We start from the raw sequence: 21,522 nt of genomic DNA on the forward strand, positions 1-21,522 counted from the left end.
GGATGGAGGCTATGGCGACGGGCGCGGGTACGACAGACAAGGCGGCGGGGGGAGCGATGGGGGGGATGGCGGCTTCGCCTTGCCGTTCGCGCGCGGGCGCGATAGCCAGCATAAACAGATGGAGGGCAAGCGATGACCATCCAGCCGGGATCGAGGATAGACATCAGGCCGCAGCATGAAACGGCAAAGGCGCACGGCGTCACGCCCTTCGCCCACCGCAAGTTCATGCCGCCGCGTTTTCCCTCCGACCTCGTCGGCCGCGACCGGCGCGCCCGATGGCTCGAGGCATTGGCAGAGCGCGAGATTTGTCTGGTCCGGGCGCCCGCAGGATATGGCAAGACCGCCTTTTGCGCGACGCTGTTTGCCGAAGCCGAGGGCATCGGATGGGACGCCGGCTGGGTTTCGTTCGATCCCGAAGACAATGAACCGGCCGCCATCGCCCATGTTTTCGAAGCCGTCCGCATCGCACGCCATGCGGCCGCCGAGGACAGCATCGCCGGGGAGCCGTCCGCACCGGCTTCCGCCCCGATCCTCGCCGATATCCTCGCGCAGCGGATCGATGCGGCAGACCGGCCGCTGCTCCTCGTCCTCGACGATGTCGACCGGTTGACCGACGCGCGCGCGATCGACGTGCTCAATCGGTTGCTCCGCCATCCGCCGCGGCAATTGCGCCTCGTGCTGGCGGGCTGCGCGCAGCCCGCCGTGCAGATCGAAGCGGCGGAGCGCCGCGACATGGTGCTGCACGTCGGACGCACCGATCTGGGGCTGACCGACGAGGAGGTCCATAAGTTCCTGCAGAACGCCGGAACGCCGGTCGATGCGCCCGGCTGCACGGCGCTCAACAATGCCCTCGAAGGCTGGCCGGCGGGACTGAGGTTTGCAATGCGCGCGGCGTCCTCTCCGGACCTCACCGATTCACGGGCGCTGACCGGCCGTCTCGACGCCTATTTTGCCGCCTTGCTCGACGAACTGCCCCCCACAGCGCAACTGCTCCTGCAACGTTACGGCATCGCCCCCTCTCTCAGCGCCGATCTGTGCCGCCTGCTCGGCGGCGAAAAGCAGCCCGCTAGGCTGCTCGAAGACCTCGCGGCGCGGGGTGTTTTCGTCGACGCGCCGCGCCCGGGCGGCACTTGGTACCGCCTCCATCCCGCCTTTCGCGCCGCGCTGCGATCGCGCCTCGATATCGCCGAACCGGGCCAGGCGCGCCAGTTGCACCGGGTGGCCGCACGATATTATGCGGCGCAGGGCATGACGGCGGACGCGATCGAACAGCTTCTGGCGTGCGGCGATGCCGGCGAAGCGGCAACGCTGATCGCCGGCCTCGCCGCTTCGATGCTCGAACGCGGCGAAATTGCCATGCTTTCCGGCTGGATGGGGCAACTCGCGCCCACACAGATCGAGACGACGCCCGGCCTTCCGGAAGCCCATGCGTGGCTCCTGACCCTGACCGCGGATCGGGACGCCAACGGGGCAATTGCCGCGCTGGAAAGCACCGGAGCGGCGGAAGCCCGCGCGCTGGCCTTGTTCCACCGGGCCTGCGTCGAAGACCGGCCCGAGGCGGTGATCGAAACATGCGACCGGTTTCTGGCCGCATCGGGCGACGCATCGGCTTTCGCGGTGTCGATGATCCGCGTCATGCAGGCGCAAGGCGCCCTGAAACGCGGTTTGTTCGGGCTGGTGCATGACGCGATCCGTCCCCTGTCGCTGCGCAGCGCCGGAAGCCCGCTCGACCTGCCCTTTGCGCTGGCGGTTTGCACTCGTGCCGCCGCTGCACGCGCGCAGGGCCAGTTGGGAGAGGCAGAACGCGTGCTTCGCGAGGCGCGGAGTGGCGCCGCCGCACCCACCCTCGCCACCGCGCTGGTCGACGCCGCGCTGGCGCGATGCGCCTATGAACGCGACGAGGTCGGCAAGGCCGCCGGACTGGCGGCCGATGCGCTCCCTCACCTTGCGCGAAGCTGTTTTCAGGACGCGCTGATCCAGACCCTTCTCGTCAGCATCCGCGCTGCGGCCGGGCTCGATCAGCCCGATCGCGCGGCCTCGCTGATCGACCGGGCCGAAGTGATCGCGTTCGAACGCAACTGGGCCCCGCTGAAGGCGCTATGCGTCATCGAGCGCGCGCGCCTTCGCCTGCCGCAGACGATCGACCCCGAAGCGGTCATTGCCATCGCCGACGAGGACGCGGCGGTATGCGATCCCCTGTCGGCGCCCGGCCGCGCCTTTGCCCTGTTGTCCGAAATGCGTGCTTATGAAGCGATTGCCCTTGGCGATCGTCCGCGCCTGACGCTGGTCGCCGAACGGCTGTTGCGGCTCGCTTCGAACGCCGACGATGCCGAACTGCGTGCTTCGGCAACGCTGTTCAACATCCTGCCCCAGCTCAGCGGGCGCTGCGACAAGATGGTCGCGCTCGAAACCGTGCGGTTCCTCAATCACGCCGCGAGCACCGGTTTCCGGCGTACGATCGTCGACGTTCTCGACGTCACCGGCGTTCGTGCGGTGCAGAATTTCTGCAGCGAGGCCTATTCGTCGGGCTCGTTCCTCGCGCTGCTCAAACTCGCCGATCCGTCGCGCCGCGACCACCGGCTGGAAGGGCATCATGCGACCGCGCCGGGAGAGGACTTCTCTTTCCTCACCGAACGCGAAATCGACATATTGGGGGCGTTGAAAGCGGGCGAGTCGAACAAGGAGATCGCGCGGACGCTGAATCTGGCGCCCGAAACGGTGAAATGGCACCTCAAGAATGTCATGCGCAAGCTGCGCGCGACAAGCCGCGAAGAAGCGGTCCAGAACGCCGCAACGCTCGGCCTGCGCATGGCCGAACAGGCGGACTGAACTAGCGCGTCGCGGCCTCGCCGGCCGTCTCCCGCTTTGCCAGCCATTCGGGGCGCAGATAGGGCGCCACATTCTCGCAAAGCTGTTTCCATTCGGCCGGCGTTACCGGAAGCGCCAGCTTTTCCGCGGCGAAATATTCGGCGGGCGGCGCGATCGCAGGCCAGTCGCTGGCGAGAACGAACCGATCAAGCCCGATCTTGCGCATTCCCGCGACATAAATGCCGCGAAGTTCGTCATAGCTGCGTTTCTCGGTCGAGGTTTTGGCGTCGGGCAGCTTGGACGGATCGAACTGCATCACCGCCGAAATATCGAGAACGAGATTGGCTGTACCCGGGGCCTTGCGCGCGATCGCGTCACCATAAGCGGCCAGCGCGTCGAGCGTCGGCTGATCGATCCCGGCATAGCCGCCACCATGAGCGATCTGGATCGGCAAATCGCCCGCCTGCGAAACAACCCGGTCGAGGAAGATATTGACGCCGGCAGTGCTGAATGGTGCCGCACCGCGAAGATGGACGACGAGCGGCATCCGAGCCTTGTTCGCCGCGGCAAAGAAGCGGCCGAGCGCTTCGACCTGTTCGCGGTTGGCGGTATCGAACCCGCTGTTGCCGAGGTGCAGCTTGACCCCCGACGCGCCGGGCTGCTTCGACCAATATTCGAGCTCGTCGAACGCATTGGCTGCGAAGGGATTGATCCCCACAAAGGCGAAGAGCCGCCCCTTCGATGCCAGCGCCGCATCGACGTTGAAGCGGTTTTCGCCGCGCATTTTTTCGGCTCTGACCGCCGGTTCCATCGGCACGGCGGTGAAACCGAACATATAGCCGGTGGACAGCAATACGCCCTTGTCGATGCCCGCCCGGTCGAGTTCGCGCAGCGCATCGGCCCCGGTGCGTTCGGCGAACAGGTCAGCGGAAATGCCGTCGAATATATCGGGTTCGGCCGCCTGCATTGCGCGCAACTGATCGACGATCAGCTTGCTCTGGATATGCATATGATGGTCGGCCCGCGGCACCGGATCGGAGCGCTTCGCATCCTGTGCCAGCGCCGGGATGGCGCCAAACAGCAGCAGCGCCGCGAACGGGGCAACCGAACGGATCACCCGGCTTTTCCCTGCGCCGCCAAGACGCGCAGAATATTGCCGCTCCACATTTTTTCGATGTCGGCGTCCGAATAGCCCGCCGCTTTCAGCCGTTCGGTGACCTTGGGTAGCGCCGAGATATCCTCGATCCCGGTCAGTCCGCCGCCGCCGTCCCAGTCGGCGCCGAAACAGATATGATCGACGCCGCCGACCTCGATCGCGCGCAGCACCATCGCCATATATTTTTCGAAATCGGCCGCCCACAGCGTCTCGGTCTTGTCGAGTTCGCGCCAGCGGCGCGTGAGTTCCGCTTGCTCGGCCGGCGACAATGTACCTATCGTCTCATATTTTCCGAACAATTCCGCGCGTTCGGGCGACATCTTCATATCGGATAGGAAGATCGTCGAGATGCACATCGCGCCGCCCTTCGCCGCCAGCGCCTTCAGCCGCCCCTCGTCGAGGTTGCGCGGATGGTCGTTCGCCGAACGCAGGCTGGAATGCGAGAGGAGGATCGGATATTTCGACAGCGCGAGGATCTGGTCGAAGGTCGCGTCGGAAGAATGGCTCGCGTCGATCACGATGCCGAGCCGGTTCATTTCGGCGACCCATTGCTTGCCGAGCGGGCTGAGCCCTTTCCAGCGCCCCTCGCCCGTCGCGCTGTCGGCGAACTGGTTGTCCTTCGAATGCACCGGCCCCGCCAGCCGGACGCCCTTTTGGTAGAATTCCTCGAGCAGCGACAGGTCTTCGCCGAGCGGATAGCTGTTCTCGATCGACTTGAAGGCAATCAGCTTGCCTTCCTTGTTGAGCCGCCGGGCATCGTCGGCGGTCAGCGCCGGGCCGATCGCATCCTTGTGCACCGCAATCGTCCGGTCGATCAGGTCCGACCGTTTGCGCGCATGGTCGAGCGCCGCGGCATAGCCAGCCGGGGTCAGCGGCCCCTGATCGGTATAGATAGCGAAAAAGCCGCCATCGAGATTGCCATCCTTCATCCGCGGGATGTCGAGCTGCGACAGGTCGGTCGCGAGGTCGTGGCGATCAGCGAAATTCCAGCCCTTGCGCTCGAAATGCAGCGGCGTGTCGAGATGGGTGTCGAGCACCAGCATCCGGCTGTGGAGCGGCGCTTCAGGCGCCTTGGGCTTGTCGCCGCCGGTCGAGCACGCCGACAGCGCGGCGGCGGTCACCAGAATCGCGATCCGCTTCACTTCCTGTCCTCCACGGGTTTCAGGTCGAGGTCGTGATAGTCCCAACTGAAGTCGGCGATCTTGCTCACCGCCTTCATCGTCACGCCGGTCACCTTGCCGTCGGCGTCGAGCGCGAAGGTCACATAGGCGGGCTCGATCGCCGGCTCGTCGAAATCGGTGACGAAGCTGTCATATTGCCAATGCTTGAGCCGCCCGGCCATCCGCGGCGTTGACGTAAAGTCGATCGTCAGCCCCTGCGGCGTCGAGGCTACCACGACATCGCCGTACCACGGATCACGATAACGCCCGGCATAGCGGGCGGGGTCGAGCGACGGGCCGACCTTCGCCGGGGCGGCCTGTGCCTGCTTCAGATATTCGACGCCGCCGGCAAGCCGTTCCTTGTACCAATCCTGCCATTTTTTGGTCCAGCCTTCGTCGGGCTGGTCGAGATAATGGTCGAGCAACTTGTACGTCAGCCCGAGCAGCATGCCGCTCTCTTCGCTATTCATCATGATCGCAAAGCCGACATTTTTTTCGGGGATCACCACGACGCGGGTGATCGACCCGAACACGCCGCCGCCGTGCGAAATGATCTGGTGGCCGCGATAATCCTGCACCTGCCAGCCGAGCGCATAGGATTGCATCGTCGGCTGCGCGGGTTTGAGCGCGTCGGGCAGCGGGGTGATCGGCATCATCGTCACCGGCTTCCACATCTCGGCCGCCTGCGCCTCGCTGAACAGCCGCTTGCCGTTCGGCAGCGCGCCGTGCGCGAGTTGTATCTTCAGCCACGCCGCCATGTCGTCGGCGCTGAGCGCCAGCCCGCCGGCGGGCGCGCCGTTGCGGCCGAGTTCATCGCGTTCGTTCAGCGCCTGCTGGTCGCCGAGCCCGCGCAGCGGCCCCGACAGCCGCGCGTGCGGCCACGAACGGTTCGGGATGCGAAAGCGATCCTCGCTGTCGCTCGTCGCGTTCTTCATCCCGCCGGGCCGCAGCACGCGGTCGCGCATGAAGGCTTCCCACGTCTGCCCGGTGACCTCCTCGATCAACTGCCCTGCGACCGCATAGAGGATGTTGTCATAGGCGTAGGAAGACCGGAAACTCGTCTGCGGTTTAAGGTAGGCGACACGCTCGACCGTTTGCTTGCGGCTCAGGTGCGTGCGCGGCACGAACATCAGATCGCCCTGCCCCAGCCCGAGCCCGCTGCGGTGAACGAGCAGGTCGCGGATCGTGATCTCGCGCGTAACCCAGGGGTCGTACATGCGGAACCATGGCATATGCTGGATCACCGGGTCGTCCCAGCCGATCTTGCCCTCGTCGACGAGGATCGCTAGCGCCGCCGCGGTCATTGCCTTTCCGGTGGAACCGGTCTGGAAGATCGTCTGGCCGTCGACCGCGGCGCGCTCGCCGAGCTTGCGCACACCCCAGCCGCGCGACAGCGTCGTCTTGCCATCCTCGACGATCGCGATCGACACGCCCGTGGCGCCGATTTCCTGCCGCAGCGCCTCGACCTTTTCGACGAGGTCCTGCGGCGGCTCCGCCCATGCCGGCACAGCGACGCCGAGCAAAAGCGACAGGGTGATCAGACGGGCGGAGGTCATGATGCAGTCTCCAGTTGGGAAAGCGGGGTGCCGCGTAGCAGGCGCCAGACGCCGATAGTCAGGAGCGGTGCGACAAAAACGGCGAGGAACAGCCAGGCGAGGAAGCGGTATCCGCTGGCGATCAGATCGACGAGCCCGATGCGGCCGGCGACGAACATGCATCCCGCGAGGATAACGGCGCCGATGACGGCACGCGTTCCCGGCGTCAGCGCGCGCCGGCCGCAGCTTTCGACCGCGCCCGAGATACGCTCGTTGATCGCATGGACCGCACCGGCGCCGCTTTCGAGCAGCGCCGCGAAGATCATCACCTGGAACAGGATGTGGAAACCCGGCACCGTCATCTGGCGCAGCAGGAAGTCCGACGGCAGCGTCTCGTCGCCGATTGCAGGATAAAAGGCCATCATCGCGACGAAGAACAGGATCGCGGGCAGCATCGACAACGGGCCGGCGATCAGCCCGGCGACGACCGCGTCGCGCTGGCTGGTCAGGTGGCGCAGCACCGGCAGGATCACGACGGCGCCGACAATATTATAGCTCGCATAGGTCAGCCCGCCCGCCATCCAGTTGCCCGACGGCGGCGGCGCGCTCGCGAAGCCCTGCCCGATCAGCCCGCCGAAGCTCGCAAGCGCAAGGATCAGGAACAAGCCGTAGACGGCGTAGAGCAGGATCGAGACATATTTGAACATCTGCTCGACCGCACCCGTGCCCCACGCGGTGACCGCGACGATCGATACGGCGAGGAGCAACGAGCCCGTCCATTCGGGCCAGCCGAAGGTCGCGGCGCCGATCGCGCCTGCGGCGGCGCCGAACACCGCAAGGATCAGGATGACGAAAATGATATAGGCGGCCTCGAACGCTCCCCAGGCCGGGCCCAACAGCCCTTTGAAGAAAGCGCGATAATCATAGGCGCCGAGCTTGCGAGCGAGCGCAAAGGTCAGCGCCGCGACGACGCTCCAGATCAACGTTGCAAGCAGCATCGCAGCGAGCCCACCCCACGGGCCCGATGGCACGAAATATTCGGCCAGTTCGCGTCCGGTCGCATAGCCGCCGCCGATGATGACGGCCTTCAATGCAAAACCGGGCAGCAGGAAGCGCTGAAACCAGCTCGACCTGCCGCCCGTCTCGCCCACACTCATGCGAGACAGCTGTCGACCAGCGCGTCGAACGCCGCGCCGCCGCGAATGGGATCGGCAACGGGCAGACCGAGCCGTTCGCTTTCCGCCGCCATCAGCGCTTCGGCCGCTTCGGCCGAATAGGCCGAGGTGTTGAGGCTGACGCCCCCGCAACGGATCGCCGGATTGGTCCGGCTGCCGAGGCGGATGGTCAGGTCGATGACCTCGTCGATGCTCGGCATCGCGAAGCTTTCCATGCCGAGGATCACCGTGCGCGCCGGATCGTGGCAGACGACGAAGACGTCGGGCTGGCTGCCGTGAAGCAGTCCCAGCGACACCGCGGCATAGGCGGGGTTGAAGATCGAGCCCTGTCCCTCGACGACATCCCAATGAGCGTCGGGCGCGTCGGGGCTGAGGATTTCGGCGGCTCCCGCCTCGAAATCCGAAATCACCGCGTCCATCGGGATACCGCCGCCGGCAATCATGATCCCGGTCTGGCCGGTCGCGCGAAAATCGGCGTCGAGGCCGCGCTGGACGAACGCCCGATGTAGCGCAAGTGCGGTATATTTCTTGCCGAGGGCGCAGTCGGTCCCGACGGTCAACAGCCGCTTGCCGCTGCGCTTCCGCCCGTTGCCGATCGGAATGCCCGCAGGCGGCGTACGCACGTCGATCAGCCGCTGGCCGGTACGGCGCGCCGCCTCGGCAAGCGCAGGCACGCTTGCGAGCCGGACGTGCAGGCCGCTGATCACGTCGAGCCCCGCTTCCATCGCCTCGATCAGCGCCGCGACCCAGCTATCGGCGAGCACGCCGCCCTGGTTCGCGACCCCGATCACCACCGACCGCGCACCTGCCGCCCGCGCATCGGCGGGCGAGAGGCGTTCGAGGCCGGTGGTTACCGTACAGCCGCCGATCGCCATTTCGCCGACGCAGCGATCGGGCGCCCAGTCGGCAAGGCCGAAAGCGGTCTTGGCATAGCTCGCCTCCACCGTGTCGCCGAGGAAGAGAAGATAGGGCTGCGGCAGCACAAGGCTGTCGGCAAGCCTGCCGGTCGGCGCGTTCATCTGGTTCAACTCCAATTCGCTCAAAAGGCCATGTCGAGCGCGACGCCGATCGTGCGCGGCTGTAGCGGCACGTTCGTCTGATAGGCCTGCGCACCAAAGGCGTTCAACGTATAGCTACGCTGCGTCGATGCCCGCTTGTTGGTCAGGTTGCGTGCATAGACGCGCACCGTCCAATGGTCGTCGAAGGTGACGGCGGCATTGGCATCGAGCGCGGTATAGGGGTCCGACCACAGATTGTTCGGGCTGCTGGACGGCAGCGACGCCAACCGCGACGAATGCCGCAGTCCCACACCGACCTTGCCTGACGCATTTTCGCCGATCCCGAAGCTGTAATCGGCCTGCACCGACCCGGTGAATTTCGGCACGCTGGGCAGGCGCGCGCCGTCGACGCCGGAGATTTCGGGCGCATCGGCGGTCAGCTTCGCATCAGCATAGGCGGCGCTCGCCACCAGCGACAGTCCGCGCACCGGCCGCCAGGTCACGGTGCCTTCGACGCCCTTGCTGACCGCCGACGGGCCATTGGCCTGCCCCGTCACGCCGCCGAAGGGTTGCACCACCTGGATGTCGGTCCAGTCCATATAGAAACCGGCCACTTCGACCGCGAGCGTGCTGCCCAGATTGCCCTTGAAGCCGATTTCGTAATTGACCAGCGTGTCTGCCGCGACCTGCGGCGGCACCCCGGGGAACACGACGTTCGGGCCGCCGGGACGATAGCCATTGGCGACGCGCGCATAGAGCATGGCATCTTCGCTGATGTGGATCTGCGGGCTGATGCTGTAGATGAAGACATCTTCCTTGGACGAGCCGGTGAAATTGGCAACGCCGATGAACGGGCCTTCGCTGATCTGCTGGAAGTTCTGCTTGTTCTTGGCGTAACGCAGGCCGCCCGACAGCGCGAACACGTCGCCGAAATAGGCCGTCGCATTCGCGAACACTGCCATTTCCTTGAACGTCGAGGGCAGCGACACGATGGCGCCCGGATCGAATAGATTCGGTTCGCCCGAGAAGTCGAAGGTGCGGACCAGCTGGTGATTCTCGCTCGTCTCCTTCGTGTAGAAGGCGCCGATCATCCACTCGAAGCGGTCGTTGCTCGGCGACGCGAGGCGGATTTCCTGCGTGAACTTTTCAAGGCCGAGCTCGATGCTGAACGGCGCGAGGCCTTCGGGCACCGCCCCGCCGCTCAGCGCCGGGAACGCGACACCGAAAACGAGCGAGGCATCCTGCACGCTGGTGGTTTTGGTTTCGCTATAGGTCGAAACCGAGGTCAGCGTTGCAAAGCCGAGGTCATAGTCGAGCACCGCCGAATAATAATCGATGCTCTTGTGGAAAGGCTCGGGCAAGAAGGCGTTGTAGGACCAGCCGTCGCCGATCGGGACGCCCGCGACGGTCGACACGATATTGTTGGTCGCGTTCGCGTCGATGGTTTGCCAGATGCCGCCGAGGCGAACGGTGAAATCCTCGGTCGCATTCCAGAGCAGGCTTACCCGGCCGCCGACCTGCTCGACCGAATTCGCATCGTTGAGCGCCGGATTGTTGACCGAGCTGACATAACCCGGAGTCTTGCGCCACGAGAAGCTGCCCGTCATTCCGAGCTTGTCCTGGACGATCGGCGCATTAACCATCACCTGCGCCGCCCAGCCGGGATTGCCGGCATGATCGATCGTGAAGAGTTCGCCGCCGGCCTTGACGCTGAAATCGGTCGTGCTCGGCGCGACGGTCCGGTATTTCAGCAAACCGCCGATCGAGCTTGCACCGTAAAGCGTGCCCTGCGGCCCGCGCAGGATTTCCAGCCCGGCGATGTCGTACGGCATCAGGTCGAGCGAATAGGTCGCGCTGCGGGCGTAAAGGCTGCTCGATCCTACCGGCGCGTCATCGAGGTATATGCCGACCGCCTGTGCCGAGCCCACCGGCGCGATACCGCGAAGCGAAATGATCGACGTACCGGGCTGCGAGCTGATCACCGTCATCCCGGGAACATAGCCGGCATAGTCGACCAGCGATCCGGCACCCTGATCGCGCAGCGCTTCGCCGTTGACGACGGTGATCGAGATCGGAACATCCTGAAGCGCTTCCTCGCGCTTCTGTGCCGTCACGACGATCACTTCGCTTTCAGCTTCGGCGAGTTCCGCTTCCTGCGCCCCGGCCGGCATCGCCGCCGTCAGCGCGGCCATGCTTCCTGCAATAAGAAATCCCTTATTCATCGTCTTACCCCCAGACTTGAGCGAGCAGGCGGCGGAAATTGCCCCCCAGCACGGCCGTGATATTTTCGTTGGAATATCCGCGACGGATCAGTTCCTCGGTCAGGTCGAAGACCTTCTTCGGATGATCGAACCCGTCGATGTCGATCTTGTCGCGAAAGGCGTAGCTGCCCTTGTAGCTGCCCTTCAGGGCGGCATATTCGTCGGGCTTCATATCGTCATAGCCGTTGAGGTCGGCATCCGAACCGATGCCGACATGGTCGATCCCGACCAGCTTCGCGACATGGTCGATATGATCGGCCATATGGCCCACATTGGTGGGATCGGTCGCGCGAATGAACATGCGCACCCCGGTGATTCCCATCACCCCGCCTTTCGCCGCGAGCGCTTTAATCGCCTCGTCGGTCTTGACGCGCGGATGGTCGATCAGTGCGCGGGCGTTGCTGTGGGTGATCGCGATCGGCCCTTTGGCCAATTCGATGGCATCCAATGTGGTCTTGTCGCCGCAATGCGACACGTCAACCAGCATCTTCTGCTTTTCCATTTCGGCGATGATCGCGGCGCCATAATCGCTGACGCCGCCGTCGACGCGCTCGGTGCTGCCCGACCCGATCAGGTTCTGGCTGTTATAGGTGAGCTGCGCGCAGCGCAGGCCGAGGCGGCGGAACAGCGCGACATCCTCGATGCTCTGGAACTGTTCCGCATTCTGGATACCCATGATGACCGCGCATTTGCGGTCCTTTTTCGCCTGATCGAGATCGGCGACGCCGTCGACCAGCGTCAACACATGGCTGTTGCGCCCGGCAAAACCCTGCCAGCCGGCGAGAAATTCAAGTGCCTGCTGCTTCGCATTCGGTCCGCCAAGCCCATAGGCATTATGGAAACCGGTGATGCCGCTGCTGCGAAACTCCTCCGCCTCGGCATCGGTCAGGCGATGCGCGACATAGTCTTCTGACAGCGTGATCTTGAGCGGCGCCAGCATGTCGATCACCAGCGACGAACCGACAAGGTCGACCGCCCGCCGCGAATAGCTGCGCCCCGGCGCCGCAGCGAAGGCATAAGCACCGCGATTGATCATCGGCATCGACACAGCCGCACCCACCGCGCCCGCAACCAGTGCGCGGCGCGTCATCGGGAATGATGATGTCATTCCACCCTCCACCTCAGGTAAGTTTCACTCTCAAGACTATTGTCCTGATCAGAAAAATGTCAACCCATTTAGGACAAATGTTACAGTTTATTTCGTCAGCGCGGCGAAAGCCGGGATCTCGCCGGGGCGTCCTGACCCTAAGGCGAGACCCCGGCCTGCGCCGGGGTGACAGGAGAGCCCCAAATTTCTGCCGGACAATGGACCATGCCGCCGGCGTAACGGACCCCGGGCTCGCGATCACGGGCCAGGAAGATCGGTCCATCGAGATCGACGATGTCGCAGAGCTGCCCGACCACATAGGACGGCGCCATCGACAGGCTGCTGCCCATCATGTTGCCGACCATCACGTCGAGCCCGAGCCGCCGCGCCTCGCGCGCGATCGCCAGCCCCTCGGTCAGCCCGCCGCATTTGTCGAGCTTGATGTTCACCACGTCGAAACGCCCGACCAGCGATGCCGTATCGGCCAGCGTCACCGCGCTTTCATCGGCAGCGAACGGCAGCGGCCGCGCGAAGCCGTCGAGGTCCGCCTCACGCCCGCGCCGGAGCGGCTGTTCGAGCAGCGAAACGCCGTTCGCGACGAGCGTCGGGAGCAGACCCGGCAACGTCTCGATACTATAGCCCTGGTTCGCATCGACGCCGATCCATGCATCGGGACGCGCCGAGCGGATCGCGATGACGCGCGCAATATCCTCCTCGACATCGCCGGTCAGCTTGACCTTGATCGGGGTCTCGGGATCGAATGCCAGCATCCCTTCCACCATCAGCTCGGGCCGGTCGGCGCCGAGCGTCATCGTCGAGCGCAGGGGTTTCGGCGCGTCGAGCCCCGCAAGGTCCCAGACGGGCCGGCCGGCCTGTTTCGCCTCGAGATCCCAATAGGCGCAATCGAGCGCATTGCGCGCGCCGCCCGGCGGCAAGAGCTGCTGCAGATCCTCGCGCGTTGCGCCGCTTTCGATCGCACCGCGCACGCGCTCGGCCTCCGACGTCATATGGGCAATGTCGTCGCCGAGATAATAGACGCCGGCGCCCTCGCCGCGCCCGCTGTGCGTCCCATCCGAAATTTCGGCGACCAGAAGCTCGGTTTCGGTGAAGACATGCCCCGAAATGCGGAACGGCCGGTGATAGGGAAAGCGCTCGACCCGAAGGTCGAGCGCCAGATTTCGTACCGATTGCGTCGTCATCAATATACCATTCCAAAACCGTAGAGGTGGAAGACCAGCGTCACCCAGACCAGCACCAGTCCTGCGAGCAGGAGCAGCGCCGCGCCGAACTTCATCGTCCATTTGCGCTTGTCCTTGATGCTGAGCCACAGATGCCAGCCGGCAGTGGCGAGCAGGCCGAACGCAGCGACCGGCGTCAGGATGCGCAGCAGGTGGATCAGCCAGTCGAGCGGACCGCCGATGCTGCCGATATCGGCCGAGAAGGCAGCGATCAGGCCGATCCAGCCGGCAAGCGCCGCCAGCACCAGCCAGGCGAACAGGCGCGATAGGCGATAAGCGCGCCGCGCGTTCCCTTCGAGCGCGAAGGTCGCGCCGAAGTTGCGGCGGACCAGCGCCCGGACCGGCCAGGCGAGTGCCGCGAGCAGCACGATGCCAAGTGCCGCGATCAGCGCCGGGATGAGCCAGGCGGCATTGGCGCTTGCCCGCGCGGGTTCGAACACCATGAACGGCGATCCGGGATCGAGACTCCAGCGGGTAACCCGGCCGTCCTTCACTTCGGCGGCAAGGCGTTCGCCGGTGCCGGTGTCGCGCCACACGAAGGGTTCGACCTCGACCCAGTCGCGCGCGCCGGCGCCAAGCCCATCGAGACCCGGGATGCTGAGCTTGCCGTCCTCGGTCATCCCGACCTGCGCCTGCCCGAGCAGGCCGAACAGGCTCATGAAGTTGGTGAAGCTGCCGCGGCTGCTCTCATAATGGCCGACCATCATCTGTGCATGCTGGCGGGCGGTCTTGGCATCGACGGTGCCAGGCGTTGCAGTGCCGGGCAGGTAGCGATCGGCGAATTTGTGGAACAGCGCGCTGCGTACCGCGCCCGCATCGCCCGCCTTGCCAGCGCTGTTCATCGAGATGAAGACGCCGATGTCGGCATCGGGGAACAGCCACAGATAGGAGTGGAACCACACGGTATCGCCGCCATGCGCGATCGCGCGGTGGCCGTTGACCCATTGTTCGTAGAAGCCGAGCGCCATGCTGTTGAGCGGGCCGACGCCGGGCGCCTTGAAATCATGCATGATCTTCGCGGTTTCGGGCTTCAGCAGCCCCGCGCCGTCGTTGAGGTGCGCGATCATGAACTTGCCCATGTCGGCGCCGCTCGCCGACAGGCTGCCCGCCGGGGCCGGGATCACGATCTCGAAGGGCTGCGCCTTCTTTGTGATATCGGGATAACCGTTCGACATGAAGGGCGCGAGCCGCGCCGGCAACGGCTGGCGGAAGGTCGCATAATTCATGCCGAGCGGCTTGAAGATGTGGTTCTCGACATAATTGTCGAACGGCTCGCCGCTGACCCGCTCGACGATATAGCCGGCAAGCGCGGTCGCGTAGTTCGAATAGGCCGGCGTGGTGCCTGGCGCAAAGACGCGGTCGGGGAGCGCGAGCGGCATCTGCTGCTTCAGCGCCATCACCGCCTTGGGATCGCTGCTGATCAGATATCGGACCGATTCCTGAAAGCCTGCGGTGTGCGTCATGATGTTACGCATCGTCACCGGCCTGCCCTGATAGGGCGGAATCTTGAAGTCGAGATAGGTGTTGACGTCCTTGTCGAGATCGATCTTCCCCGCCTCGACCTGCTGCATCACCGCAGTCCAGGTGAACAGCTTCGACACCGAACCCGGCCGGAAAAGCGTGGTTTCGGGGTTGACCGGTGCGCGCTTCGCGACGTTGCTATAGCCATAGCCCTTTTCGAGCACGACCTGATTGCCGCGCACCACGACGACGACCGCCCCCGGAATATTCGCGCGTTCCAGCGCATAGGGGAGATAGCCGTCGAGCCATGCCTCGAGGTCGGCGCGGTCGAGCGCGACCGGCTGGCCCGTTTTCGGAGTCTCCGGCGCCGCCGCAGTTACGGCCTTTTTCGCCGGCTCGGGCGGTATCGGTCCCTGCGCCGCCAGCGGCAGCGCGACCAGCGCGGTCAATCCGATCATCAACTTGCGAAGGAAACGCATCGTCATCCCCTTGTTCCCGCCGCGCCGGCCTTTCGCAGCCGCGCAGCCCCATTATCCACGCCAACACATATTGGCCCGATAGGGACATAATGATCCTGATTGGAAAATTGTCAAACGGGAAATGAAACGCGGCCGATATGGCGGATTGGCCGATGCCGTCATGGACCAGAATGTCGTCGGTTTCGGGGTGGGAGCCGACGTAGCTCCACCCCAGTTTCGTCATCCCGGACTTGATCCGGGATCCACTGCGGCGTCGAAGTCATGGACTCCGGATCAAGTCCGGGGTGACGAAGAAGGAGATAACCGCAACCGGCCGAAAGCCGCCTCAGGCCGCGTCCTGCCAGCCGCCGCCAAGCGCGAGGAACAGCGACACGAGATAGGTCGCGCGTTGCTGTTCGGACTGGGCGATAGTGGCCTGGATCTGCGCCAGCGAGCGTTCGGCGTCGAGGACGACCTGGAAATCCTCGCGCCCGGCTTCATAGCGCAGCCGTGCGATGCGGGCCGCCTCGCCCGCCTCGCCCGCCGCACGGCGCAGCGCCGCAAGCCGGTCGAGTTCACCGGCATAGGCGGCGAGCGCGCTTTCGGTTTCCTCGAGCGCCGACAGCCAGCTCCCGTCGAAGCTCGCCAGCGCCGCATCGGCGCCGGCTTCGGCCTGTTTCAGCCGCGACCGCGCGACCTCCATATTGGGAAAGTTCCACGAAATCAGCGGCCCGAGCGAGAAACGGAAGCCATCCGACTTGCCGAGCCCCGAGATCGAATCCGCGGTCGATCCGATCGAGCCGCCGAGGCTGATGCTCGGATAGAGGTCGGCAGTGGCAACATTGACCCGCGCCGATGCCGCCGCAAGTTCGCGTTCGGCGCGGCGAATGTCGGGCCGGCGCGCGAGCAGCGACGCTCCGTCACCAACCGGAATCGGCCGGTCGAGTTCGGGCGGCGCCTCGCAGGCGAGAACCGCCGCAGCGGGCGCTTCCGCCGGCGGCTTGCCGGTCAGCACCGCGAGCCGGTAAAGCGCCGCCGACCGCTGCGCGTTCAGCGTCGGGATCGTCGCGCGCGTCTGTTCGAGCAGCGCCCCCGCCTGTCCCGTTTCGAGCCGCGTCGCGCGGCCGCCCTCATAAAGGCGGCGCGTCAGGTCGAATGTCTGCTGCTGGATGCGCAGCGTTTCTTCGGCGACCGCGATCTGGCGGTTGAACGAGCAGACGTCGGCATAGGCGCGCGTCGTTTCGGCGGCGACGGTGATGCGCGTCAGGTCGAACGCCGCCTGCACCGCCTCGGCATCGGCACGGCTGGCGCGGATCGCGCTGCCGACACGCCCGAACAGGTCCACCTGATAACCGACGTCGAGGCCGACGTCGTAGCTTTCGCCCTCGACCGTCCCCGGCCCCAGCGGATTGCGCTGCCGCGCATAGGTGCCGCTGGCACCGACGCTGGTGGTGGGCAGCCGCCCGGCTCGCGACTCGCGCAGCACCGCACGCGCCTGCGCCAGATTGGCGGCGGCGACGCGCAGGTCGGTGTTGGCGGTCAGCGCCTGCTCGACAAGCGCGTCGAGCGTCGGGTCGGCGAACAGGCTCCACCATTCGCCCGGCGGCTGGTCGCCGGTGAAGGCGGGCGACTTGCCGGTTTCGAGGAACGGCGCCTGCGACGGCGCCGCAGGGGTCGGCGAGACATAGGCGGGGCCCACCGTGCAGGCCGAAAGCGCCAGCGCGCTGGCCCCGATAAACAGATTACGGATCATCACTGCGCCTCCAGCGGCGTATCTTTGTGTTTGTCGCGCGGCCCCATCAGCCGCTTCGCCTTGTCGCCGAGCTTGCGGCAGACGACGTAGAAGACAGGCGTGAAGATCAGCCCGAAGATGGTGACGCCGAGCATACCGAAAGTCACCGCGGTGCCCAGCGCCTGCCGCATCTCCTGCCCCGGCCCGCTCGCGATCGCGAGCGGGATCACGCCGAAGATGAAGGCAAAGCTGGTCATCAGGATCGGCCGCAGGCGCGAGCGCGCCGCGTGGACCGCCGCGTCGAGCGGGCTCATGCCGTCCTGTTCCTCGGCCTGCTTGGCAAATTCGACGATCAGGATCGCATTCTTCGCCGCCAGCGCGATGAGCACGACCAGCCCGACCTGCGTCAGGATGTTGTTGTCCATCCCGCGCAGATTCACGCCGAGCATCGCCGCGAGGATACACATCGGCACGATCAGGATCACCGCGAGCGGCAGCGGCAGCGATTCATACTGCGCCGCAAGCACGAGGAAGACGAACACCACCGCGAGCAGGAAGATCAGCACCGCGCTGCTCCCCGCCGCCTTTTCCTGATAGGCAAGGCCGGTCCATTCATAGGCGAACCCGGCAGGCAGCGTCTTCGCCGCCAGCCCTTCCATCGCGGTCAGCGCCGCCCCCGACGAGACGCCCGGCGCCGCCTGTCCCTGCAATTCGACCGCGGGGAACAGATTGTAGCGCACGACGCGCGTCGGCCCGCTGTCGTTGCGGAAGGTCGCGACCGACGACAAAGGCACCATCTCACCCGACGTCGAACGCACCTGCAGGCGGCCGACGTCCTCGATCTTGCTGCGCGCCGACGGTTCGGCCTGCGCGGTCACACGGAAAGTGCGGCCGAGGAAGTTGAAGTCGTTGACATAGGTCGACGCCAGATAGGTGCCAAGCGCCGAGTAGACCTGCGTCGGGTCGACGCCCAGGATCTGCGCCTTGTCGCGGTCGACCTCGGCGAAGATGCGCGGGCTGCCGGTGTTGAAGAGCGAGAAAACCTGCGTCACCTCGGGCACCTGCTGCGCCCCGCCCATCATCGCCATTGTGGCCTGTTCAAGCTCGCGATAGCTTTCGCCGCCGCGCGCCTGCAGCATCATCGTGAAGCCATTGCCGTTGCCGAGGCCCTGCACCGCGGGCGGTGCGATGACGAAGGCATTGGCTTCGGGGAGTGCATTGGCGAGCGCGCCCGAAAGCTGTCCCGACAGCGCCGCAGCGCTCAAATCCTTGCCGCGCTCTTCCCAGTCCTTCAGGCGGATGAACATCGTACCGGCGTTCGATGCGGTCGAGAAACTCGACCCGTCGAGCCCCGAAAAGGCGGCGATACTCTCGACCCCGTCGATGCCCGACACGGTCGTCCGCGCCCGCGCCAAGACCTCGCTCGTGCGGTCGAGCGATGCGCCCGGCGGCAATTGGACGACGCCGATCAGCACGCCCTGATCCTGATCAGGAATGAAGCCCGTCGGGGTCGCAGTGAGGCGCCAGCCGGTGAAGGCGAGCAGCACCGCATAGATGACCAGCATCATTCCGGTCTTGCGGATCAGCGACGCCGTCGTCCGGCCATAACGGTCGGACAGCTTGTCGAAGCCGCTGTTGAACTTGTCGGCGGCGCGGCGGACGAAGCGCATCACCGGGTTCTTCGGTTCGGCGTGATGCTCTTCGTGCGGCTTCAGGAACAGTGCCGCCATCGCCGGCGACAGCGTCAGCGAGGTGAGCAGCGAGAAAACCGTCGCCGCCGCGATCGTCACCGCGAACTGCTGGTAGAAGATACCCGGAATGCCGGGCACGAAGGCGGTCGGCACGAACACCGCGACGAGCACCAGCCCGATCGCGATCAGCGCGCCCGACACCTCGCCCATCGTCCGGTGCGCCGCCTCGCGCGGGGTCAGCCCCTCGCGGATGTGCTTTTCGACTGCCTCGACGACGACGATCGCATCGTCGACGACGATCCCGACCGCAAGTACCAGAGCGAAGAGCGAGAGCGAGTTGATCGAGAAACCGAGCGCGAGCTGGACAGCGAAGGTGCCGACGAGCGCGACCGGAATGGCAACGATCGGGATGATCGCGGCGCGCCATGTCTGCAGGAAAACGAGCACGACGAGCACAACCAGCACGATCGCCTCGAGCAGCGTTTCCTGCACCGCGGTCACCGACGCCTGGACATATTCGGTCGGGTTGAACGGAATCTCATATTCGAGCCCGGGCGGGAAATCCTTCGACGCGTCCTGGACTTCCTTGAGCACCAGATTGGCGGCGTTGAGCGCATTGGCACCGGGCTGCTGGATCACCCCCATCCCGACGCCTTTTTGCCCGTTGAACACGCCGCGCACGCCATAATCCTGTGCGCCGAGTTCGACGCGCGCGACATCTTTCAGGCGGGTAATCGCGCCGTTTGTCGTATCGGTCTTGACGACGACATTCTGGAACTGTTCGGGCGTGACGAGGCGGCCGGGGACTTCGACCGGCAATTCGAAGGCAGGATTGCCCTTGCCATACGGCGGCGCACCGACCGAACCGCCGGCAACCTGCACGTTCTGGCTTTGCAGGGCGGCGACGATTTCGGTCGCGGTCATGTTGCGCGCCGCCGCCTTGTCGGGGTCGATCCAGACGCGCATCGAATAGAAGCCGCCACCGAAAATCTGCACGCCGCCGACGCCCTCGAGCCGCAGCAGGCGGTCGCGCAGCGTCGAGTTCGCATAGTTGCCGACATAGTCGATATCGATCGCCGGATCGGTCGACTTCAGCGCGACGATCATCAGGAAGCCCGATTCCTGCTTGTTCACCTGTACGCCGATCTGGCGCACCTGTTCGGGCAGCCGCGGTTCGGCGAGCGCAACGCGGTTCTGTACCAGCACCTGCGCGGCATCGAGGTCGGTGCCGGGCTGGAAGGTGACGGTGATCTGCGCCGCCCCCTGCGTCGACGACGACTGGATATACAGCATATTCTCGACGCCGTTGATCTCCTGCTCCAGCGTCGAGGCGACCGTTTCGGCGATCGTGTCGGGCGAGGCGCCGGGATAGGCGGCGTTGATGCTGATCGTCGGCGGGGCGATCTCCGGATATTGGGCGAGCGGAAGCTGCGGATAGGCGAAGGCGCCGATCAGCGTGATGAAGATCGCGATGACCGCCGCGAAGATCGGGCGGTCGACGAAGAAGCGGCTGAAATTCACTTGCCGGCTTCCTTGTTCGCCGGCGCCTTCTTCGCCTGCCCTGCCGGCGCTGCGCCCTTGGGCATCAGCACCTTGCCGTCAGGCGCGATCCGGCCCTGCTGCGTCTTGACCGGCTTGCCCGGCATCGCGCGCTGGATACCGTTGACGATGACACGGTCCTTGGCGGTCACGCCCGAACGGATTACGCGCAGCCCGTCGACCACCGGACCGAGTTCGACCGGACGCGCTTGCACCACATCCTTGGGCCCGACGACATAGACGAGGCGGCGGGCGGCGTCGGTGACGATCGCCGTATCGGGCAGCAGGATCGCGGACCGCGGCGCCGACGCCGCGAGCTGGAGCTGGCCGAACAGGCCGGGGCGCAGCTTGCCGTCGGGGTTCTGGACGACCGCGCGCACGGCGATCGTGCCCGATCCGTTGCTCAGGGCATTGTCGACGAAGTCGATCCGCCCGTTCAGGCGGTAATCGTCTTCGCCCTGCAACCGGATGCGCACCGGCGAGCCGTCGATCGTGTCGCCGCGCCGCTCATATTCGAGCAGGCTCGCTTCCGATCCCTGAAAAGTGAAGTGTAGCGGATTGGTCGACACGATCGTCGTCAGGATCGTCTGGTCGGCGGTGACCGAGTTGCCGGGGTCGACCAGCCGCTGCGACACACGGCCCGAAATCGGCGCCGTCACGCGGGTGAAGCCGACGTTGAGCTCGGCACCGCGAATCGCGGCGCGATTGGCCGCGACATCGGCCTCGCCCGTCCGCACCGCGGCGCGGCGCTGCTCGACCTCTTCCTTGCTCGCCGCCTGCGATGCCGCGAGCGTTTCCGAACGCGCCAGTTCGGTGCGTGCATTGGCAAGCGTAGCCTGCGCGCGTGCGAGCTGCGCCCGCGCCTGGTCGAGCGTCGCCTGCGACGGGCGCGCGTCGATGGTGAACAGCAATTGCCCGGCGCGCACATATTGACCGTCGGTGAAATGGGCGCGCTGCAGATAGCCCGAGGCGCGCGGACGCACCTCGACGCTGGAGACGGCTTCGAACCGGCCGACATAATCGTCCCATTCGGTGACCTCGCGGACGAGCGGGGCCGCGACGGTCACGGGCAAGGCGGGAGGCCCGCCCTGCTGGTCGCCGCCGCCCGAACATGCGGTCAGCAGCAGCGAAAGAAAGATTACGGGCGCGAGGAAGGGAGAGCGCATGGTTTTGGACCTATGTCTTTTTTCTAGGGGCATGTTCCGACATCGCGCCGCAGGGAG

At 65.6% G+C, this 21,522-nt stretch carries 13 protein-coding genes; 1 reads left to right on the forward strand and 12 read right to left on the reverse strand.

What is annotated here, in order from left to right; genetic code table 11:
• The first annotated feature begins 132 nt into the window (after nucleotides 1–132).
• Nucleotides 133–2,829: a LuxR C-terminal-related transcriptional regulator gene (locus AN936_RS10360; RefSeq protein WP_054588084.1), complete on the forward strand. Its 2,697-nt coding sequence runs from the start codon at nucleotides 133–135 to the stop codon at nucleotides 2,827–2,829.
• Nucleotide 2,830: 1 nt separating this feature from the next.
• Here AN936_RS10360 and AN936_RS10365 read toward each other — a convergent pair whose 3' ends face one another.
• The 12 genes from AN936_RS10365 to AN936_RS10420 all read right to left on the reverse strand — a co-directional run bounded on the left by AN936_RS10365 (nucleotide 2,831) and on the right by AN936_RS10420 (nucleotide 21,465).
• Entirely contained in the window at nucleotides 2,831–3,925 is a 1,095-nt protein-coding gene (locus tag AN936_RS10365) for an amidohydrolase family protein (RefSeq protein ID WP_054588085.1), read from the reverse strand.
• Nucleotides 3,922–5,106, reverse strand: coding sequence for a dipeptidase (locus AN936_RS10370; RefSeq protein WP_054588086.1), 1,185 nt, complete (start codon nucleotides 5,104–5,106; stop codon nucleotides 3,922–3,924). The genes AN936_RS10365 and AN936_RS10370 overlap by 4 nt, the downstream gene beginning before the upstream one ends.
• Entirely contained in the window at nucleotides 5,103–6,680 is a 1,578-nt protein-coding gene (locus AN936_RS10375) for a serine hydrolase (RefSeq protein ID WP_054588087.1), read from the reverse strand. Before AN936_RS10375 ends, AN936_RS10370 begins: the two co-directional genes overlap by 4 nt.
• Nucleotides 6,677–7,816 carry a hypothetical protein gene (locus AN936_RS10380; protein ID WP_054588088.1) on the reverse strand — a complete coding sequence of 380 codons (1,140 nt, stop codon included), beginning with the start codon at nucleotides 7,814–7,816 and terminating at the stop codon, nucleotides 6,677–6,679. Before AN936_RS10380 ends, AN936_RS10375 begins: the two co-directional genes overlap by 4 nt.
• A complete protein-coding gene (locus AN936_RS10385) occupies nucleotides 7,813–8,853 on the reverse strand; it encodes a DUF1611 domain-containing protein (protein ID WP_054590220.1) in 1,041 nt (346 codons plus the stop codon). Before AN936_RS10385 ends, AN936_RS10380 begins: the two co-directional genes overlap by 4 nt.
• 20 nt (nucleotides 8,854–8,873) lie before the next feature.
• Complete coding sequence (locus tag AN936_RS10390; RefSeq protein WP_054588089.1) at nucleotides 8,874–11,024, reverse strand: TonB-dependent receptor; 2,151 nt, start codon at nucleotides 11,022–11,024, stop codon at nucleotides 8,874–8,876.
• A gap of 34 nt (nucleotides 11,025–11,058) precedes the next feature.
• On the reverse strand, nucleotides 11,059–12,201 hold the full coding sequence (locus AN936_RS10395; RefSeq protein ID WP_054588090.1) for a dipeptidase: 1,143 nt from the start codon (nucleotides 12,199–12,201) through the stop codon (nucleotides 11,059–11,061).
• A gap of 137 nt (nucleotides 12,202–12,338) precedes the next feature.
• Entirely contained in the window at nucleotides 12,339–13,379 is a 1,041-nt protein-coding gene (locus AN936_RS10400; RefSeq protein ID WP_054588091.1) for a dipeptide epimerase, read from the reverse strand.
• Nucleotides 13,379–15,358 carry a serine hydrolase domain-containing protein gene (locus AN936_RS10405; protein WP_054590221.1) on the reverse strand — a complete coding sequence of 660 codons (1,980 nt, stop codon included), beginning with the start codon at nucleotides 15,356–15,358 and terminating at the stop codon, nucleotides 13,379–13,381. Before AN936_RS10405 ends, AN936_RS10400 begins: the two co-directional genes overlap by 1 nt.
• Nucleotides 15,359–15,683: 325 nt before the next feature.
• A complete protein-coding gene (locus AN936_RS10410) occupies nucleotides 15,684–17,090 on the reverse strand; it encodes an efflux transporter outer membrane subunit (RefSeq protein WP_054588092.1) in 1,407 nt (468 codons plus the stop codon).
• A complete protein-coding gene (locus tag AN936_RS10415) occupies nucleotides 17,090–20,281 on the reverse strand; it encodes an efflux RND transporter permease subunit (protein WP_054588093.1) in 3,192 nt (1,063 codons plus the stop codon). The genes AN936_RS10410 and AN936_RS10415 overlap by 1 nt, the downstream gene beginning before the upstream one ends.
• Nucleotides 20,278–21,465 carry an efflux RND transporter periplasmic adaptor subunit gene (locus AN936_RS10420; protein WP_054588094.1) on the reverse strand — a complete coding sequence of 396 codons (1,188 nt, stop codon included), beginning with the start codon at nucleotides 21,463–21,465 and terminating at the stop codon, nucleotides 20,278–20,280. The genes AN936_RS10415 and AN936_RS10420 overlap by 4 nt, the downstream gene beginning before the upstream one ends.
• Nucleotides 21,466–21,522 lie beyond the last annotated feature (57 nt).

The organism is Sphingopyxis macrogoltabida, assembly GCF_001307295.1.
GTDB lineage: Bacteria > Pseudomonadota > Alphaproteobacteria > Sphingomonadales > Sphingomonadaceae > Sphingopyxis > Sphingopyxis macrogoltabida_B.